Source organism: Neorhodopirellula pilleata (assembly GCF_007859915.1).
Classification (GTDB): domain Bacteria; phylum Planctomycetota; class Planctomycetia; order Pirellulales; family Pirellulaceae; genus Rhodopirellula; species Rhodopirellula pilleata.
Genome location: NZ_SJPM01000009.1, coordinates 236,414 through 254,872 on the forward strand (window position 1 = coordinate 236,414; position 18,459 = coordinate 254,872).

Here is an 18,459-nt window from a genome sequence, read left to right on the forward strand (position 1 = left end):
GGTTGGCTATTGGCGGTTGGCTATTGGCTATTGGCGGTTGGCTGTTGGCTGTTGGCTAAAAGCTAATCGCTAATCGCCAAAAGCTAATCGCTCTTCTGGTTTCTTAGGGTTCGGATGAAGGAATTCAGCATTCGGCGAACGCTGATGAGTTGAGATTCCAATGTTTGATAAGTCTGATGGTCGAGATACCCGAGGTCTTTGGCGAGTAAGAGTTGATATTCGGTTTCGCTGGCCGATCCCATCGCAATGTCGCAAAAGCGAGCCAATTCATTGTCACCGCTGCGGCCACAACCTTCGGCGATGTTGGACGGGACTGACACAGCAGCCCGTCTGATCTGTGAAGTCAAACCGTAACGTTCTTCGCTGGGGAACTGACGAGTGCACGAATAGAGAGCAAGTACAAATTCATGTGACTTCTCCCAAACTCGTAATTCTCGAAAGTTTTTCATTGGTTCGCTTTGTTCACGCGGTTGGCGGTTGGCGGTTGGCGGTTGGCGGTTGGCGGTTGGCGGTTGGTTGTTGGTTGTTGGTTGTTGGTTGTTGGTTGTTGGTTGTTGGTTGTTGGTTGCCAAAAGCCAATCGCTAAAAGCCAACCGCCAGCGGCTTCGCCGCTAAGCATCGACGACAGTCTCTCTAACGATCTCATCGAGTGTGGTGATGCCTTCGGCGGCGACTTGCATTCCGTAATCTCTCAGCGTGATCATGCCGTCGGCTTGGGCTTTGTCTCGTAGGTCGTCGGTGCTATCGCCGGCCATGATCATGTCGCGGATCGTGTCGTTCATCAGCATCAATTCGAACAGCGCGATCCGGCCTTTGTATCCGGTGTTGTTGCAGTTCTCGCAACCGGCGCCTTTGAAGTAATCGGTCGTTTCGACCTGTTCGCGGGTCAACCCCAGTTCCATCAGCAAGTCGGTGCTGACGCGAGTCTTCTCTCGGCATTTTGTGCAAATTCGGCGCACCAAACGCTGCGCTAAAATGGCTTCGACGGTTGCGCAAATCATGAACGGCTGGATGCCCATGTCGGTCAGACGGGTGACCGTCGCGGGCGCGTCGTTGGTGTGCAGGGTGCTGAACACGAGGTGTCCGGTCAGTGCCGCTTGGATGGCGATCTCGGCGGTTTCCAAATCGCGGATTTCACCGACCAGGATCGTGTCGGGATCTTGCCGCAAGATCGCTCGCAAACACGACGCGAACGTGACACCGACGTCGGCGTCGATCGGGATCTGGATAATGCCGTCGATGTCATATTCGATCGGATCTTCGGTGGTGATCAGTTTGTCGCCGGGGTGATTTTGTTCGGTCAATGAGGAATACAGTGTGGTCGTCTTGCCCGAACCGGTCGGGCCGGTGACCAAGATGATGCCGTTGGGCCGGTCGATCGCTTTGCGAAATTTCGCCAACGTGACTTCGTTCATGCCGACGTTTTCGAGGGACAGGTTCACGACCGAGCGGTCGAGGACCCGCATGACGGTCGACTCACCAAAGATCGTCGGCAGCACCGAAACACGAAGGTCGACGGGGTGGCCACCGACCATCAATTCGATCCGACCGTCCTGCGGCATGCGGCGCTCGGCGATGTCCAAGTTCGCCATGACTTTTATGCGGGTCGTGATCGCGAAGGCCAAGTGACGCGGGGGCGGCACCATTTCATAAAGCACACCTTCGGATTTGATGCGGATCCGAAACTCATCTTCGAACGGTTCGAAGTGGATGTCCGAGGCGTGGTCTTTGATCGCGAGCAACAGCACCATGTTGAGTAGTTTGCGGACGGGCGCGGAATCGGCCAGCGCCGCCGCATCGGTGATGTTGAATTTTTCCGCATCCAGGATACTGGCGGCTGCCTTGAGGTCTTCATCCGCGTTGAGTTCGGCGACTAACTTTTCGACGCTTTCCGCTTCGCTGTCGAAGTACTTCGTAATCGTCGCTTTGATGTCGCGTTCGGTCGCCACGACGACGCGAATCTCGTGCCCCAAGAACGTTCGCAGTTCGTCTTGGATATTGAGGTTTTGGGGGTCGCAAGTCGCGATCGTTAGCGTGTTGGCGTCCTCGTCGAACTTCACCGGGACGCAGCGATAAAGCTGGGCCATCGTTTCGCTGATCTTGCCGAGCACCTCGGGCGGGATCTTAGCCTCTTCGAGCGTAACGGTTTGCATCCCCATCTGTTCGGCGAGCGCTTGGATGAGCTGCTCGTCGGTGACCAGTTGCATGCCTTCGGCAACCTTACCGAACAGCGCGCCGGGCTGTTGTTCCTGTTCTTCGAGAACGATCTCGAGCTGGTCATCGGTCAAGAAACCGAGGTCGACGAGGATCTGTCCGATGCGACGTTGGGCCATGTGGGGTTCGCTTTGCTCACGCGGTTGGCGGTTGGCTTTTGGCTTTTGGCTTTTGGCTTTTGGCTTTTGGCTTTTGGGGTCTGGCGGTTGGCATTTGGCGATCGGGGGCTGTTCGCCAACAGCCAATCGCCAATTGCTAACCGCTACTCAGCGGGCTTGCCGCTGGTTTCTTCGATTCCTTTTCGGGCCTGGACGATCCGGCGGGCCAGTTCGTCGGGGCCGTGTGATTTGGCCAAGACGTCTTCGACGCTCACTCGGCCGGCTTTCCAGTGTTCAAATAACGCGTCGTCCATCAATTGCATCCCGAACTTGGCTCCGGTTTGCATCGACGAGTTGATGCGGAATGTTTTGTTCTCGCGGATCAGGTTGGAGATCCCCGAGGTCACCACGAGGATCTCGTAGGCGGCGACCCGGCCGCCCCCGATCTTGGGCAGTAGCGATTGGGCCACGACGCCGATCAGGGTGCTCGCCAATTGCGTTCGGATTTGGTCTTGGAGGTTCCCCGGGAACGCGTCGATGATTCGGTTGACGGTGCCTTGGGCGCTGTTGGTGTGCAGAGTGCCGAACACCACGTGACCCGTTTCGGCGGCGCTGATGGCCGCTTCGATGGTTTCCAAGTCGCGAAGCTCGCCGACCAAGATCACGTCCGGGTCTTGCCGCAACGCCCGACGGATCGCTTCGGAAAAGCTGGGCACGTCCACGCCGACTTCACGCTGGTTGATCGTCGATTCTTTGTGATCGTGGTAAAACTCGATCGGGTCTTCGATCGTGATAATGTGGTGGTCGACGGTTTCGTTGAGCAGGTTGATGAGACTGGCCAGGGTCGTCGATTTGCCGGACCCGGTCGGGCCGGTAACCAGAAACAGACCGCGAGGCCGGTGAACCATCTTGACGACCGATTCGGGAAGACCGAGCTGTTCGGGCGTGAGCTTGTCGTTGGGGATTTGCCGCAGCACCATCGAGATGAAACCGCGTTGCTTGAAGACCGAGACCCGAAAACGGGCCAAATCGCCGAACGCGAACCCGAAGTCGGTCGAACCGGTCTCTTGCAGTTCGCGTTGGCAGCGTTCCGGCGTGATGCTTTTCATCAGCGCGACCGCGTCCTCGGCTTCGAGCGTCTTCGTCTCGAGTTTCCGCATCCGGCCGTGCAAACGGAACACGGGCGGTTGCCCGACGACGATGTGAATATCGCTGACGCCCTGCTTCACCGCAGCTTGCAACAATTTGTCGATCAGGACCTGGGCCATGATGGGAAGCCTTCGGCGAGGGGAGGACGAGGAGTGGGGGAGAACGAGAAGTGAGGGAGAAAGATGAGTGGTTTTGAAGTAGCCGGAGTCGCAAGACTTCGGTTTCGTGCGAAAAAGCCAACTGAAGACGTAGGAATCCAGTGATTTATTGCGTTGACGGCTGAATTCTTGTGAATCCAGCTACCGAAATGCTTGTGAATCCACCTGCCAGACCGAAAAGATAAGAAAAATGAATGGGGCCGGTCGGGCTGGCTCAGATGATGCCGGAATTGCTTCGGACACCTGCAGTATCACGTAAACGGTCAGAAAAGGCAACGGTTTTCCCGCTGCACGGGCGGATTGAACGCCAAGGCGGCCTTGCAGCCGGCCCGGCGGGCAGGTACGCCAGGCAACGGCCGCCAGGAGAGGGGGGAGCAGAAGAGTGAAGAGTGAAGAGTGAAGAGTGAAGAGTGAAGAGTGAAGAGATCAGTCAGATTGGACTGATCTGACGGATCGGTCCGATCTCTCGCTTCTCGCTTCTCGCTTCTCGCTTCTCGCTTCTCGCTTCTCGCTACTCGCTACTCGCCACTGGCTTCTAAAGAGCCGACAGCGATTTGGCGATGTGGTCGAGCGCTAAGTGCTCTTGCTCGGTCTGTTTGGCCACGCGGTAGACCTCTTCGAATGTCGTTACGCCGCGAATCACTTTGAGCATGCCGTCGGCGTAAAGCGTCGACATGCCGCCACGGATCGCTTCCTCGCGAATCAATTTCGTCGATGAGCCTTTGAACATCATCTCGCGGAGCTTGTTCGTCGTCAGCATTAACTCATAGATCCCGATCCGGCCGCGGTAGCCTGAGCGGCCGCAATAAGTGCATCCACGACCTTTGCTGAACTCCGCCTGGGCGATCATCTCGGGCGGCAGCAACGAATCCTCGATCACACTCTGGGGAGGCTGATACCTGACCTTGCAGCGGGGGCAGATCGTCCGCACCAGACGCTGAGCCAACACCGCGATGACCGAACTGGCCACCATGTAGGATGGTACACCGATGTCCACCATCCGTGATATGGCGCTGGGCGCATCGTTCGTATGCAGCGTACTGAAAACCAGGTGTCCAGTTAATGAGGCCTCGATTCCCATCGATGCTGTCTCATGATCTCGCATCTCGCCCACCAAGATGATGTTGGGTGCTTGGCGAAGCATGGCCCGAATGATGCGTGCGAAATCGAGTCCGATGTTGTGTTTGACTTCGACCTGGTTGATCCCCGGTAGGTAGTACTCGACGGGGTCCTCGGCGGTGATGATCTTGCGGTCGGGTCGGTTCAGGGCGTTCAGCGACGCGTAGAGCGTGGTCGTCTTACCCGACCCGGTCGGGCCGGTGACCAGGATGATCCCGTTAGGGCGTTTGATGAGCGAATTGAAATTCCGGAAATCTCGCTCGCTCAGACCCAGTTGCCGCGTGCCGACCTTAATGTTGTCTTTATCGAGCAGTCGCATGACGCAGGACTGGCCGTGATTGGTCGGGATAATACTGACCCGCAAGTCGAGTTGCTTGTCACCGACGGTGATCTTGATCCGCCCGTCGGTGGGGCGTCGCTTTTCCGAGATATCGATTTTGGAGAGGATTTTGATCCGGGCGATGATGGCCGAGAGCATCCGCCGGGGGGCCGCCTCCCGCTCGACGCATTGGCCGTCGATGCGATAGCGGATGCGAACGCGGTGTTCGAAGGGTTCGACGTGGATGTCGCTGGCCCGCAACTGGACGGCTTCGGCGATCATCAAATTGACCAAGCGGATGACGGGTGCGGAATCGTCGTCCATGTCCCCTTCGTCCATCCCGTCGCCGCCGCCGTCGGTTTCGGTGAAGTCGATCGCCGTATCGGTGAATTCCTGGAGCATCGAGTCAGCCGATTCGCCTTCGACCTGACCGTAGTACTGGTTGATCGCTCCGTTGATGGCTTCCTTGGGGGCGAGGGCGGTTTCGATCTTGCGGTTGAGGATGAACCGTAGTTTTTCGATCGTTTCGAGGTCAAAGGGGTCGGCGATCAGGATCGTCAACGCGTTGTCTTCCTCTTTATACGGCAGCACCATGTTTTCACGGGCGACCGATTCGGGAACCAGTTCGATGACCGATTCATTGATCCGCACGCTGCGAAGGTCGACGTAGGGGATTTTGTGGAATTTCGCGAGCGCTTGGGCCACCTCTTCGGGGGTCGCGTACTCGAGTTTGACCAGCACATCCCCGATTTCCGCCTTCGTCGTTTTGGCGATTTCTTCGGCTTCGGAAAGCTGGTCGAGGCTGATCACGCCTTGCTGCAGCAGCAGATCAGTGAATTCTTGCATGGTCCGGCTCATGGCGGTCAGCCTGTACGTAGAGAAGAGGGAACGTTGGGAAGAGATATTGGAGAAGAGATATCGACAGCCCCTAGGATATCATGCCCGCGAAAAGATTGGGATCGGAATTCAGCGTTTGGGGCAGGCTGCGTCGCAGCGGTGCCGGCAGAGACGCGGCCGCAGGCCGCTCGCGACAATGCCTCAACTTAAACTCAAACTCAAACTTAAACCTCAACTTAAACCTCAACTTAAACCTAAACCTAAACAGGCCTTCCTTTGGCCGGCCCGATCCTGTGGGGCTCGCGAGCGGTGCTCGCTTCAGAAGTTTAAGTTTAAGTTTAAGTTTAAGTTTAGGTTTAGGCTAACAGCGGAATGCCGGGTGTTCGTCGCAGAGCCTCCTCCACCCAGCCTACTTTGGGGCCCGATCTGCTTGGGGGGCCGGTTGGAGCGTTAGTTCGTGTATCGGATGTCGTCTTTTCGCAATCGGGCTTCCCATTTTTTGATATCGGCCCGGCGGGTGTTGGCGTTTTCTTGGTCGGCACGGTAACCAAGGTCGTCGCCGACGATGGCTTTGAGATTTTCGATCGCCAAGACGCGGACGGGCATGGAGGCCGAATCGAGCAATTTGACCAGTTTTTCGTCTCCGCCGGCGGCGAGTTCTTCATTGGTAAACCCGACAAGCAGCTTGAACAAGTTTTCACTGTCGGCCAATTCCGCCAACGCGATGGCCGCCTTCACATCGGCCGCCGCTTTGGCATCCGAAGCGATGTGTTGGCGAAGCATTTGGAAGTGTTCGGTCCAAAACAGCCGTTGGCGAGGACGGCTGAGAATCCCGTCGCTGCCGAAATAAACGTCCGCGCGACCGAGCAGCAACAAAGTCTCGGCGGCCAATGCGGCCACTTCGACGCGGCGGAACGCCATCGCTTCTCGCAACGCTTTCTCGAGCGGCTCGACGTTGGCGAAAAATTCCATCAGTCCATCACGTGCCGATGCGATCGCGAGGTTCTTTTGCGCCGCATCGTCGATCCACGGCGGCAGGATGCTGACCGTGGTGACGGCGGCGTCCTGGTCGCCTCTGGCTTGCCATTGTTGGCCGGTCGTCAGCGTCACGGCGTCTTCGGTCTTTGCAGGGGTCAACGGGGAGATCAGTTCGCTGCGCAGGGTGGCTTCGCCTTGCACCGCAATCACCCGGTAAATGGGCCGGCGGTTCCCCGGCACCAACGGATCGATACCCACCGGACGAAAGTGCACCATTTCGATCGCTAGCACGGTTTGGGCTTCCGGCAAAACGACTTGAACCTTGCGAGGGCCGAGCTGCAACATCGTCGTCACGCCCGGCCCGGTGGAAGCGAGCAACAGTCGCCCGTCGATGACGTCGGTGACCGTCATTCCCGCAGGCTCCTGGGTGATCTGCAAGCGAGTCGGCCCAGTGAGTGTCCATTCCAGACCTACCGGGTTGGCCAAAACAGGACGATATAATGCGGGTGCGATAACGGTCTGACCCGAACGAACGGCATTGGTGATGAAGGGATTCGCTTTGGTTTCGGTGCTCGCCGCAACCAAACGCGACCACCCTTGAGGGGTCTCCGCGAGGATTAACGCGGATTCGTTATTGAGTTGGGCGACCGTTACTTCCGAAAGCGTGATCGGCAACTCCGAGACCGCCGGCGGTTTGGACGCCGCCGCTTCCACGGCGTCACCGGTTCGCATCTCACTGCCGTTCAAGGAGTTATCGGGCACGGTGGTTTCGGGCGAAGCGTTATCGAGCGGCGAGGTTTCGGCTGTGGGTTTTGATTCAGCCGCCGTCATCGCATCAGACGCCGTCATCGCATCAGGCGGAGCCGAAGCAGCCTCACCGGAAGTGCCCGGGGCCACTTCGGCGACCGCCGGGAGCGGTTGTTCGGTTCCCGGCGAATCCGGCTGAGGCGTTTCGGGGGAAATCGCGACCGGCGGCACCGGTGGCGGAGGCACCTCGGGGATCAGGGCGGCCGGGACCGAATCCTGGGAAGAAGTCATCGATGCGTTGTCGGTCGGGCGTTCGTCCGTCGCGTTCGGATCGGGTGATGTTGGATCGGGCGTGTTCGGATCGGGCGTGCCGGTACCTTGCGGGCTGGACTCGGCGGGAAGGTTCGGGTCGGTAACCGAGCTTGGTTCGATCGGCACGACCGGTTCGGTCGATTCCAGGATCGGGGTTGCCCCGTTGTCGATGTCCTGCATCGCCACGACGCCGACCTCCCGGACGCGGCGTTTGGCCAACGGAGAGAAAATTTGCATCAGGACATACGCAACGACGCCTGTCATGGCGAGCGTGACCAACCATGGTGTGATTCGCGAAGGGCGAATGGAACCACCATAAACTGAACTCTCTTGCATCGCTCGGGTGGTGCTGGCCACGATTTCGGCTTCGGATCGTCCGTCGAGATCATCCGTTTCGGAGCGCATTCGAACGACGGCATGGGACACGCCCGAATCATCGGGGCCGACTGGGCGAATTCGCGTCGCTGCGGCGGCCAGCGCTGCATCCGTTTGGCCTGAACCGGCGAATTCGATTTCGTTGACACCGTGGATTGGGGCCGCCCCTTGGTTTATGTCAGCGTTGGGCGAGTCGCCGGGACCGGTTTTGCCGGCGGCCCGGGCGTCGGCGGCCGGTTGGGTTTGTTGCTCCATCGTTCGCAGCGCTGCACTGAGCGGCAGATCGTAAATCCGCTGACGCAGGGAATCGGGGACTTGTGCGGGTTGTCCCAAAACGACGGTCAGGATTTGGTGGCACGCGGCCGCTTCGGCCAGAGACAAGTCCGAATCCATGCACAACCGCTCCAACTCGGCGATTTGTTCGGGCGGCAGAGTACTGTCGAGATACTCACCCATCGCGTTGGCGTTCTCGAGCGGTCCGATCGCGTCGGGCGACAGCGCCCCGATCGCGCCGTTGTCGACGCTCCTGCGAATCTGTTCGATCAACTGGGTCGCCCGAGGACTTTCTTCGATCTTGGCCTTGAGAACTTGGATATCGTCCTCTTCAAGGATGTCGTCGAGGTAGGCCAGTAGGGTTCGGAGGGTCAGACGCATGGGGGATTTTGAGGGGAAAAGGAGGGCAGGTTTACAGGGGGGCAGGTTTGCAGGGGGACGGGTTTGTTGGAGAGGGGGTGGTGTTTGATGTTAATAGTGTCGGGGTTGCGTTGTGGTCGTGCGAGAAATTCGGAAAAACGTCCAAAAGCTAGGATTTCTTGGTCCAGGCTTCTCGCCCCTCGTCACGGCGAGGTGATCGCGTCATGATACGGCGACTGATCCGCCCCGTTCCCTTTTTCAATTGATTCGCTCTTTTTCCATGGCCGCGACCTACAAAGACGCTGGCGTCGATCTCGATGTCTACGCGGAATCGATGAGCCGATTGCCTCGGTTGATGCATCGAACGTTCAGCCCCCGGGTCCTTAAGAGTGATGGGGGGTTCGCCGGCCTCTTTCGGCTCGACTTCGATGGCAAACTGTTCGCCCGAAATTACGAAGATCCGGTCATGGTCAGCGGCACCGACGGAGTCGGTACCAAACTGATCCTGGCCCAATCGCTCAACCGCCACGACACCGTCGGCGTGGATTTGGTGGCGATGTGCGTGAACGATTTGATCTGCACCGGGGCCGAGCCGTTGTTCTTCCTGGACTATGTCGCGATGGGCCGAGACGATCCGGCTCGATTGGAGCGAATCGTTTCGGGGATCAGCGACGGCTGCATCACCGGCGACATGGCGCTGCTCGGCGGTGAAACCGCGATCATGCCCGACTTGTACGGGACCGACGATTACGATTTGGCCGGATTCGCCGTCGGCGTGGTCGAGCGAAAACGCTTGATCGACGGCAAACAGATCGCCGAAGGCGACGTCGTTCTAGGGCTCGCCGCTTCGGGCATCCACAGCAACGGTTTCTCGCTCGTGCGCAAGGTCGTCGCCGACGCCGGGTTAAAATGGACCGATCATCCGGAGGAGTTGTCCTCGCAATGCTCCGGTGCATCCCTTGGTGAAATTTGTCTGACGCCGACGCGAATTTATGTCAGTGCGATCCGGGCGATTCAGAACCACTACCGCGTCAAGCAAGTCTTGCATGGCATCGCGCACATCACCGGCGGCGGCATCCAAGAGAACCTGGACCGGATCCTTCCCAAGTGCGTCGACGCGGTGATCGATCCGAACGCTTGGTCGCCCAACCCGATCTTTACGTGGTTGCAAAAAACCGGCGAAATCGAAACGGCGGAAATGCGACGAGTGTTCAACATGGGGATCGGGATGGCGATCGTCGTGAACGAATTTTACGCGGCAACTATCATCGCCCAAATGAAAACCATGGGGATCGGATGCGAGCGCATCGGAACCATCGTGCCAGGCACCGGGCAAGTCCAGTATCGGTAGTTGGCGGTTGGCGGTTGGCGGTTGGCGGTTGGCGGTTGGCGGTTGGCGGTTGGCTGCCGGGTCTACGCCGAAGCGGCTTCGACCCAGCCTACTCTTCACTCTTCACTCTTCACTCTTCACTCTTGTCTGAACTACAAACCTCACCGTTTTGGCAATCCGATCTGACGGGTCAGTTCGATGGATTGATCTTTGATTGCGACGGAACCCTGTCCGATTCGATGCCGCTTCATTACATCGCTTGGCGAGACACGATGGCGGCGCGGGGGATCAAGTTTCCCGAAGATCGTTTTTATTCGATGGGCGGAATGCCGACCGAAAAGATCATCGCGATCTTGTGTGACGAGCAAAACAAGTCGGTCGATGTGGACGAGACGTCGCATGCCAAAGAACAAGCGTTCGAGGATCTGATGGATCGTCTCGAGCCGTTGTCAGTCGTTGTGGATGTGGCCAAAAGCCATCGCGGCAAGTTGGCGATGGCGGTTGCCAGTGGCGGGATCCGCCGGATCATCGATCGCCAACTCGCTCAAATGGGTATCACGGAGTGGTTCGACGCGATCGTCACGAGTGAAGATACCGAACTGCATAAGCCTGAACCCGACGCGTTCTTGTTAGCGGCGAAATTGTTAGACGTTGAGCCGACACGTTGCCTCGTTTTTGAAGACTCCCCGCTCGGATTCGCCGCAGCCGAAGCCGCTGGGATGCGGTGGGTCGACGTCCGTCCGTTTACTTAGAATCGTTGTACGTATGAAACCGTTGGATCAGCCGCGACGCGCAACGGCGTGTTGATTTAATCGTAACCCGAAGCGTGAGCGAGGGATTCAACGCTATTCAATCCTCGATATGTATCCCTCGCTCATGCTTCGGGTTTCGATTCGGACTAAATCAACACGCCGGTATGCGAGGGATCATTGATATTGACTCATCCCTCGCTCGAGCGTTTTGAAGTCTCGCTTTTTTCGTAACCCGCTGCGTAAGCGAGGGATATTTGATATTGACTCATCCCTCGCTCGAGCGTTTTGAAGTCTCGCTTTTTTCGTAACCCGCTGCGTAAGCGAGGGATATTTGATATTGACTCATCCCTCGCTTACGCAGCGGGTTACGAAAAACCAATGCCACAGGCAAAAGTGCAACTTCAAAACTTGCGCGTCGGGCTTATATTAATGGCGACCAAAGAACACCGATCGCGGCGATTACCGATACAGTGGATTGGCTGCCTTCTCAGAATCTCTTAATTGTGTTGCGATGACTTCCCATTCTGACTTAACCAACGACGTCCAAGCGACGCTTGATCGATTGCTGGGCAATCTCGAGAAGGTGATCCGCGGGAAACGGGATTCGCTGGAATTGTTGTTGAGTTGCTTGGCGGCCAAAGGGCATGCTTTACTCGAGGACATTCCGGGCACGGGGAAGACGACGCTAGCCAAGACGCTCGCCGTGTCGACGGGTTGTTTGTTTCAACGCGTGCAGTTTACGCCGGATCTGTTGCCGTCGGACATTGTCGGTTCGTCGATCTTCAATGCTCGCGACAATACGTTCACGTTCAATCGTGGTCCGGTGTTTGCCAACGTGTTGCTCGCCGATGAGATCAACCGGGCGTCGCCGCGAACGCAGTCGGCGTTACTCGAGGCGATGGGCGAGCAACAGGTCACGGTCGACGGCAAGACGTATCGATTGGAGTCGCCGTTTCTGTGTATCGCGACCCAGAACCCGGTCGAGTTCCATGGGACGTATCCGTTGCCCGAAGCCCAATTGGATCGGTTCATGGTGCAGTTGTCGCTCGGTTACGTGTCCGAAGAAGAAGAGTTGCGGATCCTGGCGGCTCAATCGTCCGGTCATCCGCTCGATACGTTGGCGGCGGTCGCTGATGCCGAAGCGATCATTCGGATCCAGCAAGCCGTCGAGGGCATTCAGATCGAGGATACGGTCACGCGATACTTGCTCGCTGTGGTGACGGCGACGCGAAATCATCCCGCCGTTCGATTGGGCGTTTCGACTCGTGGTTCGCTGCAGTTTGCCCGGGTCGTGCGTGCGTTCGCGTTGCTGCAAGGTCGAAATTACGTCGTCCCCGAAGACGTAAAACGGCTCTCCGGACCGGTTCTGGCGCACCGTTTGGTTCTTGATACGAAAGCAAAATATTCGGGGACAGAGAAACTCGCCGTGATCGAACAGATCGTCGGCGAAGTTCCCGTCCCGCGTTAGGGACCCGTATTCATCCCGTGACATTGGTCAACCATGGCAAGACGCAAACGATGGTCGTTCTTCAGCGGACCGCTTGAGAATCGCGGCGTGTTGTGGTTCGACGACTTCCATCGTGGCGAGTTTACCGTGGGCGGCCGCGCGTTGTTTTGGGGGATGATCTTATCCGGTGGAATGTTGATGGGTGGTTTGACTCAGCCGCTCGTTTTGTCGTTCGGGTTCAGCACGTCGGCGCTATTGATCGCGGGATTCATCGGCGTTTACTTTCGACCGCGGTTGCGTTTGACCCGCCGGATCACGACCTACCCTTCGGCGGGCGAGGTGTTTTCGTACCGCGTTGATGTGGAGAACGTGGGGAAGCGAACGGCTCGGAACGTGGTGATCGAGGAACGCCGCCTACCACCGGATCTACGTCCCGAAGGCGAGTCACCGATGATCGACTCGCTGGAACCGGGCGAAAAAACAACGGTGACGTTGAAGCTGCGATGCGTCAGTCGTGATTGGCACGAACTCAAGCGATTGCAGGGGGCCACGACGTTTCCCACGGGCTTGGTGAAGTCGGGAAAACGTTCGCATCACATCGATCGCTTGGTCGTTTACCCGCGTATCACCGACGTGGGTCATTTCGTCGTTCCGCATTCGAGCCATCATCAACCCGGTGGGATCGCCGTGGCGTCCCAAGTCGGTGAATCGACGGAGTTCTTAGGGACGCGTGATTGGCGACAGGGTGATCGTTTGCGAGACATTCATTGGCCCTCGAGTGCGCGAACGGGACGCCTGATCGCCCGTGAATTTCAAGAAGAGTATTTCGTGCGGTTGGCGATCGTCCTCGACGTGCAGGCCCGCTGGGCTCGCGACGAACGGCGGCTTGAGAAAGCGATCTCGTTGGCGGCGGGCATTGCCGACGTGTTAGCGCGTCAGGAATACATCATCGACATTTTTGCGGCCGGCGACGACGTCTACCACTTCCAAGCCGGCCGGGCATTGGCTCACTTGGACAATATCTTAGAACTGCTCGCCTGCCTGGAACCCGGCGGCGAGATGAACTTTCAACGCCTCGAATCGGTTCTGCTGCCGGAGACGCAAGCCTTGTCCGCGATCATCTTGATCATGATGGATTGGGACGGCCCTCGCCGCGAATTGGTGCGGCGATTGAAATCGCACGGCGTGGCGGTGCGAGTGATTTGCATGAAACCAGGCCGTGCACTGGATGGTTTGGATCACACTGAAATCATCGAGGCATCCTAATGAAACCTGATTTCGCGACGTTCAAACGGCTCACGCCGATCTTGCCGGTGCTGGTCGCGTTGTTGATCCACGCGATCGCGCTGGATCGTTGGTCGTTGGCTGTGCCTGCGGCGATCGCAGTCCTTTATGCGATGTCGCGTGATACCGCCGTCCAGACCGGTTCATGGCATTGGTACCTCAGCGTGATCGGCGGATTGGTCATCGGGTTGATAGTTCCTTCCGCAGAGATCACGCACGGACCGATTCCGCCCGTCGCCGTCGGAACGATCACGGGCATGGCGGTCGCGTTGATCGTCATGGCGGTGTTCGCGGGCAAGACCACCGTCGCGTGGGCCGCATCGTGGGGGCTGATCGCCGTTTCGGGCAAGTTGCAAATGACCGGGCCGTTGTATTATGCCTTGATCGCGTTCTTTGCCACCACGCTGGTCACCGCAGCAACGCACTCCCGATTGACCCGCGCAGGCGGCCGGTTGGTTTTCCCTTTCTTGTTGTTCATAGGGCTGGTCGTGCTGTCGACGATGGCCATGTCGGTGGGGCTGAAGCATGTCGATCGATTGTTCTTGAGTTCCATGCAATCGGTCATGCAAAACACCAACACACCGTCCACGACGGGGCTGAGCAAGAACATTACTTTGAGTTCTCGCAGCACGATCCGGGAATCCAAACGTGAATTGTTCGAGGTTTCGCAGATGCCCGGGTTGCTGCGAGTACAGGTCATGGACCAGTTCGACGGATTACGATGGACGACGTCGGACCAATTGGATCAACCACTCGGTTCGTTCGGCGAACCAACGTCTGATCGCGATGACACACGTCAACTTGACTTCTGGTTCCTTGAAGACCTCAGCGGCGCGTTGCCCTCTCCGGCCGGGACGCGGCAGGTCGACGGAGCCACTCCTCGAATCACCGGTGGCTGGATCTTGCGGGGCGAACCGGTGGGACTCTCGATGAGTTTAATCGCATCGAAAGTTGCCCGTTTGCCGAATGAGACGCGACCATCTCAAACCCCAGTCCACACAAGTGAGCCGCAATCGACGGCGTCACGAATTGAGCCGAACTTGTTCGGCGTGGATGAATCCGTTGAAACGTCGTTGAGCCGAGTCGCAGGATCGTTGACCGATGGTGCGATGACCAACGAAGCCAAAGCCGACGCCGTCCAAGCGTTCTTTCATAATGAGTTTCAATACTCGTTAACCACTGATTTAACCGGAGACGCGCCGCCCTTGGTCGTCTTTGTCGAGCAGCGTCGTCCGGCGTACTGTGTTTACTTCGCCAGCGCGATGGCGTTGATGTTACGTACCCAAGGCGTTCCGACGCGAGTCGTTAGCGGGTTCGCGCCGACCGAGTCCAATCCGCTGACCGGGCGCGTGACCGTCCGCGAACGAGATTCCCACGCTTGGGTGGAAGTTTGGTCCGAGGCGGAGCAGCGATATCTCACCTACGATCCGACGCCCGCCGCTTCACGTCGACAAGTCATCGGCGTGTCCGAACCGGTCAGTTGGTCCACCGCGATCATCGCCGCGATCCGATCTCAATGGCGTCGAATCTGGCAAACGATCCAAAACCACCCATCGACTTGGTTGGTTTGGATGTTGACATCGCCCGTCGTGTGGTTGGCGATCGCGATGGTCGCGATTTGGATCGCGTGGCGGCGTCGAGGTAGGCCCGTTCCGGCCGACTCCAACGCCGATCCGATCGACCCAGTTCTGCGGTCGGTCTATCAGCATTACCTGGATTCGCTCGAACGTCTCGGTGTTATGCCGCAACCTTGGGAAACCGACGATGAGCTTCTCACCCGCGTCGCGATGACCGTCGACGCGTCGACGGCGGGCGAAGCAACCGATTTCATCGGACTGTATCGAGCGGCACGCTACGGAGGGGCAAAGGTCGACGATCATTTGTCAGAGTTAGCCCGATCGATCGGCGGTACTAGGATTTTGACTTCCCGTCGTGCATAATAGCGGGCGAATCCCGCCCCTTTTTCCCCCGCCCCACCGAGTATTCATGAATCGTCTCAATCGCCGCCAGTTCGGCCTGTCCAGTGCCGCCCTCGCAACTGCCTCCGCCGTGCATGTCGGATCGGCTCGTGCCGCCACTAATTCGCCAAACGAAAAAATGGGTGTGGCCGTTTGCGGCGTCAACGGGCGTGGCATGTCGCACGTCGATGGGTTCAATCACGACTCGCGAACGTTCATCAGTGTGCTGGTCGACGTCGATGAGAAGGTCGGGCAAAAACAAGCCGACAAGGTCGAAAAGATGCAAGGACGACGTCCTCGCGTCGTGCGTGACGTCCGCGAGATCATGGAATCCGACGATGTGCAAATCATTACGTGTGCGACCCCCAATCACTGGCACGCGTTGATCGGCGTGTGGGCGATGCAAGCGGGCAAGGATGTCTACATCGAAAAGCCCATCAGCCACAACATTCACGAAGGTCGCGCCCTCGTCGCGGCGGCGCAAAAATACGGCCGCATGTTTCAAACCGGAACACAATGTCGAAGCAGCGTCGGCGTTCGGGGGATGATCGACTTTGTCGCCGAAGGCGGGATCGGCGAAGTCAACTTGGCTCGCGGGTTGTGTTACAAACGACGCAAATCGATCGGATCGTTGGGCGATTATGAGATTCCGTCCAACGTCGATTTTGATTTGTGGAGCGGGCCGGCTACGTTCACTGAGCCGAAACTCACTCGTCAACAGTTCCACTACGATTGGCACTGGCAACGCCACTACGGTAACGGCGACTCGGGCAACCAAGGACCGCACCAAACCGATGTGGCCCGCTGGGGTTTGCAATTGGAACGACACCCCAACAAGATCCTGACTTACGCGGGCCGTTTGGGTTATCAAGCCGAACGCAAAGACGCCGACTACGTCGATGCCGGCGACACGGCCAACACGCAAGTTTCGATCTACGATTACGGCGACAAGACGATCGTTTTTGAAACACGTGGACTCAGCGTCGATAACTCGGCCGACACGGAACTGAACGAATTGTTCCAGTCGACCAAAGGGAACAAAGTCGGCGTGGTGTTCTACGGCACCGAAGGGTACGCCGTACAAGGGCCGAGCTACGAGGTGTGTCGTGCCTATGATCGCAACAAGAAGTTGATCAAGGAGTTCCGACACGACAACAAGCAGCACGGTAGCTTGAACAACGTTCATATGAGTAACTTCATTGATGCCGTCGTGTCGCGTGACGCCTCGCTACTCAACGCCGATGCTCGCTGCGGTCATTTGTCGGCGGCGATCGCTCACCTCGGCAATACGTCTTATTACCTCGGCGAAGGCAATCGGGTTGGTGCCCAAGAGATCGAAGACGCGGTCGGTGGATTCGCTTCACGCGATGATGATGCCGAAACGTTGGCCCGAACGCTGCAACACTTGCGCGACAACGGTGTCGATCTGAGCCAAAATGGTTTGTCGCTCGGTCCCGTCTTGAATTTTGATCCAAAGGCGGAAAAGTACATCGACAACGAAGAAGCGAACGCTTGGATCGGTCGTCAGTATCGTGAAGGGTTCGAAGTCCCCGCAGCCGAAAACGTTTGATGGGTTCGGATACAACCGCATCGGTAAACAGCACGTCGATCGCCGACGCGAGTAGCGAAACCATTCGCTACCGCATCGCCGACCGTGCTCAATGCGCGGCGGTGGACTTGCTCGACCAGACTCGATTGCCCGAATCGTTAACGCGTTGTGTGTGCGAGACCCTACCGCAACTTCACGACGCGATCCGCCGGCTCGTCGTTCGTGGTGCTCCGGCGATCGGGATCGCGGCGGCTTATGGTGTGACGCTAACGCCGATCGAATCGAGCGATTCGCTCGAGACGGCTCGAACGAAATGGATCGACGCGATTGAATACCTCGCGACGAGCCGACCCACGGCAGTGAATTTGTTTTGGGCTTTGGATCGTATGCGGGCGATTGTCGAGTCGCCTGAGTCCGTTTCGCCCGAATTAGAATCGATGGAGGCGACGGCGAAAGGGGCTTCGTCGGTTGAATCGCTGCGAGTCTCTTTGGTGGCCGAGGCGATTCGCATTCATGAGGACGATCGAGCGATGTGTCGCAGCATCGGTCGACACGGCAGCGGTCGGCTCGCAGAATGCCGGAACGTTTTGACACATTGCAACGCCGGCGGCTTAGCAACGTCAACGTTTGGAACGGCACTCGCACCGATCTACTACTTGCACGAGCACGGTAAGACCTTGCACGTTTATGCCGACGAAACGCGTCCGCTGTTGCAGGGCGCTCGATTGACGGCTTGGGAATTGGCTCAGGCGGGTGTGCCCGTGACCGTGATCACCGATTCGATGGCGGGCGGTTTGATGCGTCAAGGACATGTCGACGCGATCATCGTCGGTGCCGACCGCATCGCAGCCAACGGGGACGCGGCGAATAAGATCGGAACCTACCCGTTGGCCGTGTTGGCGCATTATCATCGCATCCCTTTTTATGTTGCCGCACCGACAAACACGTTCGACTTGGCATTGGCTTCGGGCGATTTGATTCCGATCGAACAACGCGACGGCGAGGAGGTGCGGTGCCCCGGCGGTCCATCGGGTCGGACAATGGTTCCTGAGAACGTCGATGTGATCAATCCTGCTTTTGATGTCACACCCGCCGAACTGATCACCGCGATCATCACCGAGCGGGGCGTGATCGAGTCGCCCAACGTTGACAAAATCGCGGCTCATTGTGGCTCACCGATCGCCAACGAAGTGGGTTGAA

12 protein-coding genes are annotated in these 18,459 nt (G+C 57.9%); 7 read left to right on the forward strand and 5 right to left on the reverse strand.

The window, feature by feature from the left end:
• Positions 1–83: 83 nt before the first annotated feature.
• The 5 genes from Pla100_RS20110 to Pla100_RS20140 all read right to left on the reverse strand — a co-directional run bounded on the left by Pla100_RS20110 (position 84) and on the right by Pla100_RS20140 (position 8,960).
• Complete coding sequence (locus Pla100_RS20110; protein ID WP_146579478.1) at positions 84–449, reverse strand: four helix bundle protein; 366 nt, start codon at positions 447–449, stop codon at positions 84–86.
• Between the two features lie 162 nt (positions 450–611).
• The gene (locus Pla100_RS20115; protein ID WP_146579479.1) at positions 612–2,333 is read right to left on the reverse strand and encodes a GspE/PulE family protein; all 1,722 of its coding nucleotides are present in this window, start codon (positions 2,331–2,333) and stop codon (positions 612–614) included.
• A gap of 143 nt (positions 2,334–2,476) precedes the next feature.
• A complete protein-coding gene (locus tag Pla100_RS20125; RefSeq protein WP_146579481.1) occupies positions 2,477–3,580 on the reverse strand; it encodes a type IV pilus twitching motility protein PilT in 1,104 nt (367 codons plus the stop codon).
• 574 nt (positions 3,581–4,154) lie between these two features.
• The gene (locus tag Pla100_RS20130) at positions 4,155–5,915 is read right to left on the reverse strand and encodes a GspE/PulE family protein (RefSeq protein ID WP_146579483.1); all 1,761 of its coding nucleotides are present in this window, start codon (positions 5,913–5,915) and stop codon (positions 4,155–4,157) included.
• A gap of 429 nt (positions 5,916–6,344) precedes the next feature.
• The gene (locus Pla100_RS20140; RefSeq protein WP_146579487.1) at positions 6,345–8,960 is read right to left on the reverse strand and encodes a hypothetical protein; all 2,616 of its coding nucleotides are present in this window, start codon (positions 8,958–8,960) and stop codon (positions 6,345–6,347) included.
• Positions 8,961–9,219: 259 nt separating this feature from the next.
• Between Pla100_RS20140 and purM the strand changes: the two genes are divergently transcribed.
• The 7 genes from purM to mtnA all read left to right on the forward strand — a co-directional run bounded on the left by purM (position 9,220) and on the right by mtnA (position 18,458).
• Positions 9,220–10,290, forward strand: coding sequence for a phosphoribosylformylglycinamidine cyclo-ligase (gene purM, locus Pla100_RS20145; protein WP_146579488.1), 1,071 nt, complete (start codon positions 9,220–9,222; stop codon positions 10,288–10,290).
• 122 nt (positions 10,291–10,412) lie between these two features.
• The gene (locus Pla100_RS20150; RefSeq protein ID WP_231603278.1) at positions 10,413–11,021 is read left to right on the forward strand and encodes an HAD family hydrolase; all 609 of its coding nucleotides are present in this window, start codon (positions 10,413–10,415) and stop codon (positions 11,019–11,021) included.
• A 511-nt stretch (positions 11,022–11,532) separates the two neighbouring features.
• Positions 11,533–12,489 (forward strand): AAA family ATPase, encoded by a 957-nt coding sequence (locus Pla100_RS20155; protein ID WP_146579491.1) that lies wholly within the window; start codon positions 11,533–11,535, stop codon positions 12,487–12,489.
• A 33-nt stretch (positions 12,490–12,522) separates the two neighbouring features.
• Positions 12,523–13,734: a DUF58 domain-containing protein gene (locus Pla100_RS20160; protein WP_146579493.1), complete on the forward strand. Its 1,212-nt coding sequence runs from the start codon at positions 12,523–12,525 to the stop codon at positions 13,732–13,734.
• Positions 13,734–15,692 (forward strand): transglutaminaseTgpA domain-containing protein, encoded by a 1,959-nt coding sequence (locus tag Pla100_RS20165; protein ID WP_146579495.1) that lies wholly within the window; start codon positions 13,734–13,736, stop codon positions 15,690–15,692. Before Pla100_RS20160 ends, Pla100_RS20165 begins: the two co-directional genes overlap by 1 nt.
• 46 nt (positions 15,693–15,738) lie before the next feature.
• Positions 15,739–17,280: a Gfo/Idh/MocA family protein gene (locus Pla100_RS20170; protein WP_146579497.1), complete on the forward strand. Its 1,542-nt coding sequence runs from the start codon at positions 15,739–15,741 to the stop codon at positions 17,278–17,280.
• Positions 17,280–18,458 carry an S-methyl-5-thioribose-1-phosphate isomerase gene (gene mtnA / locus Pla100_RS20175; RefSeq protein WP_146579498.1) on the forward strand — a complete coding sequence of 393 codons (1,179 nt, stop codon included), beginning with the start codon at positions 17,280–17,282 and terminating at the stop codon, positions 18,456–18,458. The genes Pla100_RS20170 and mtnA overlap by 1 nt, the downstream gene beginning before the upstream one ends.
• Position 18,459 lies beyond the last annotated feature (1 nt).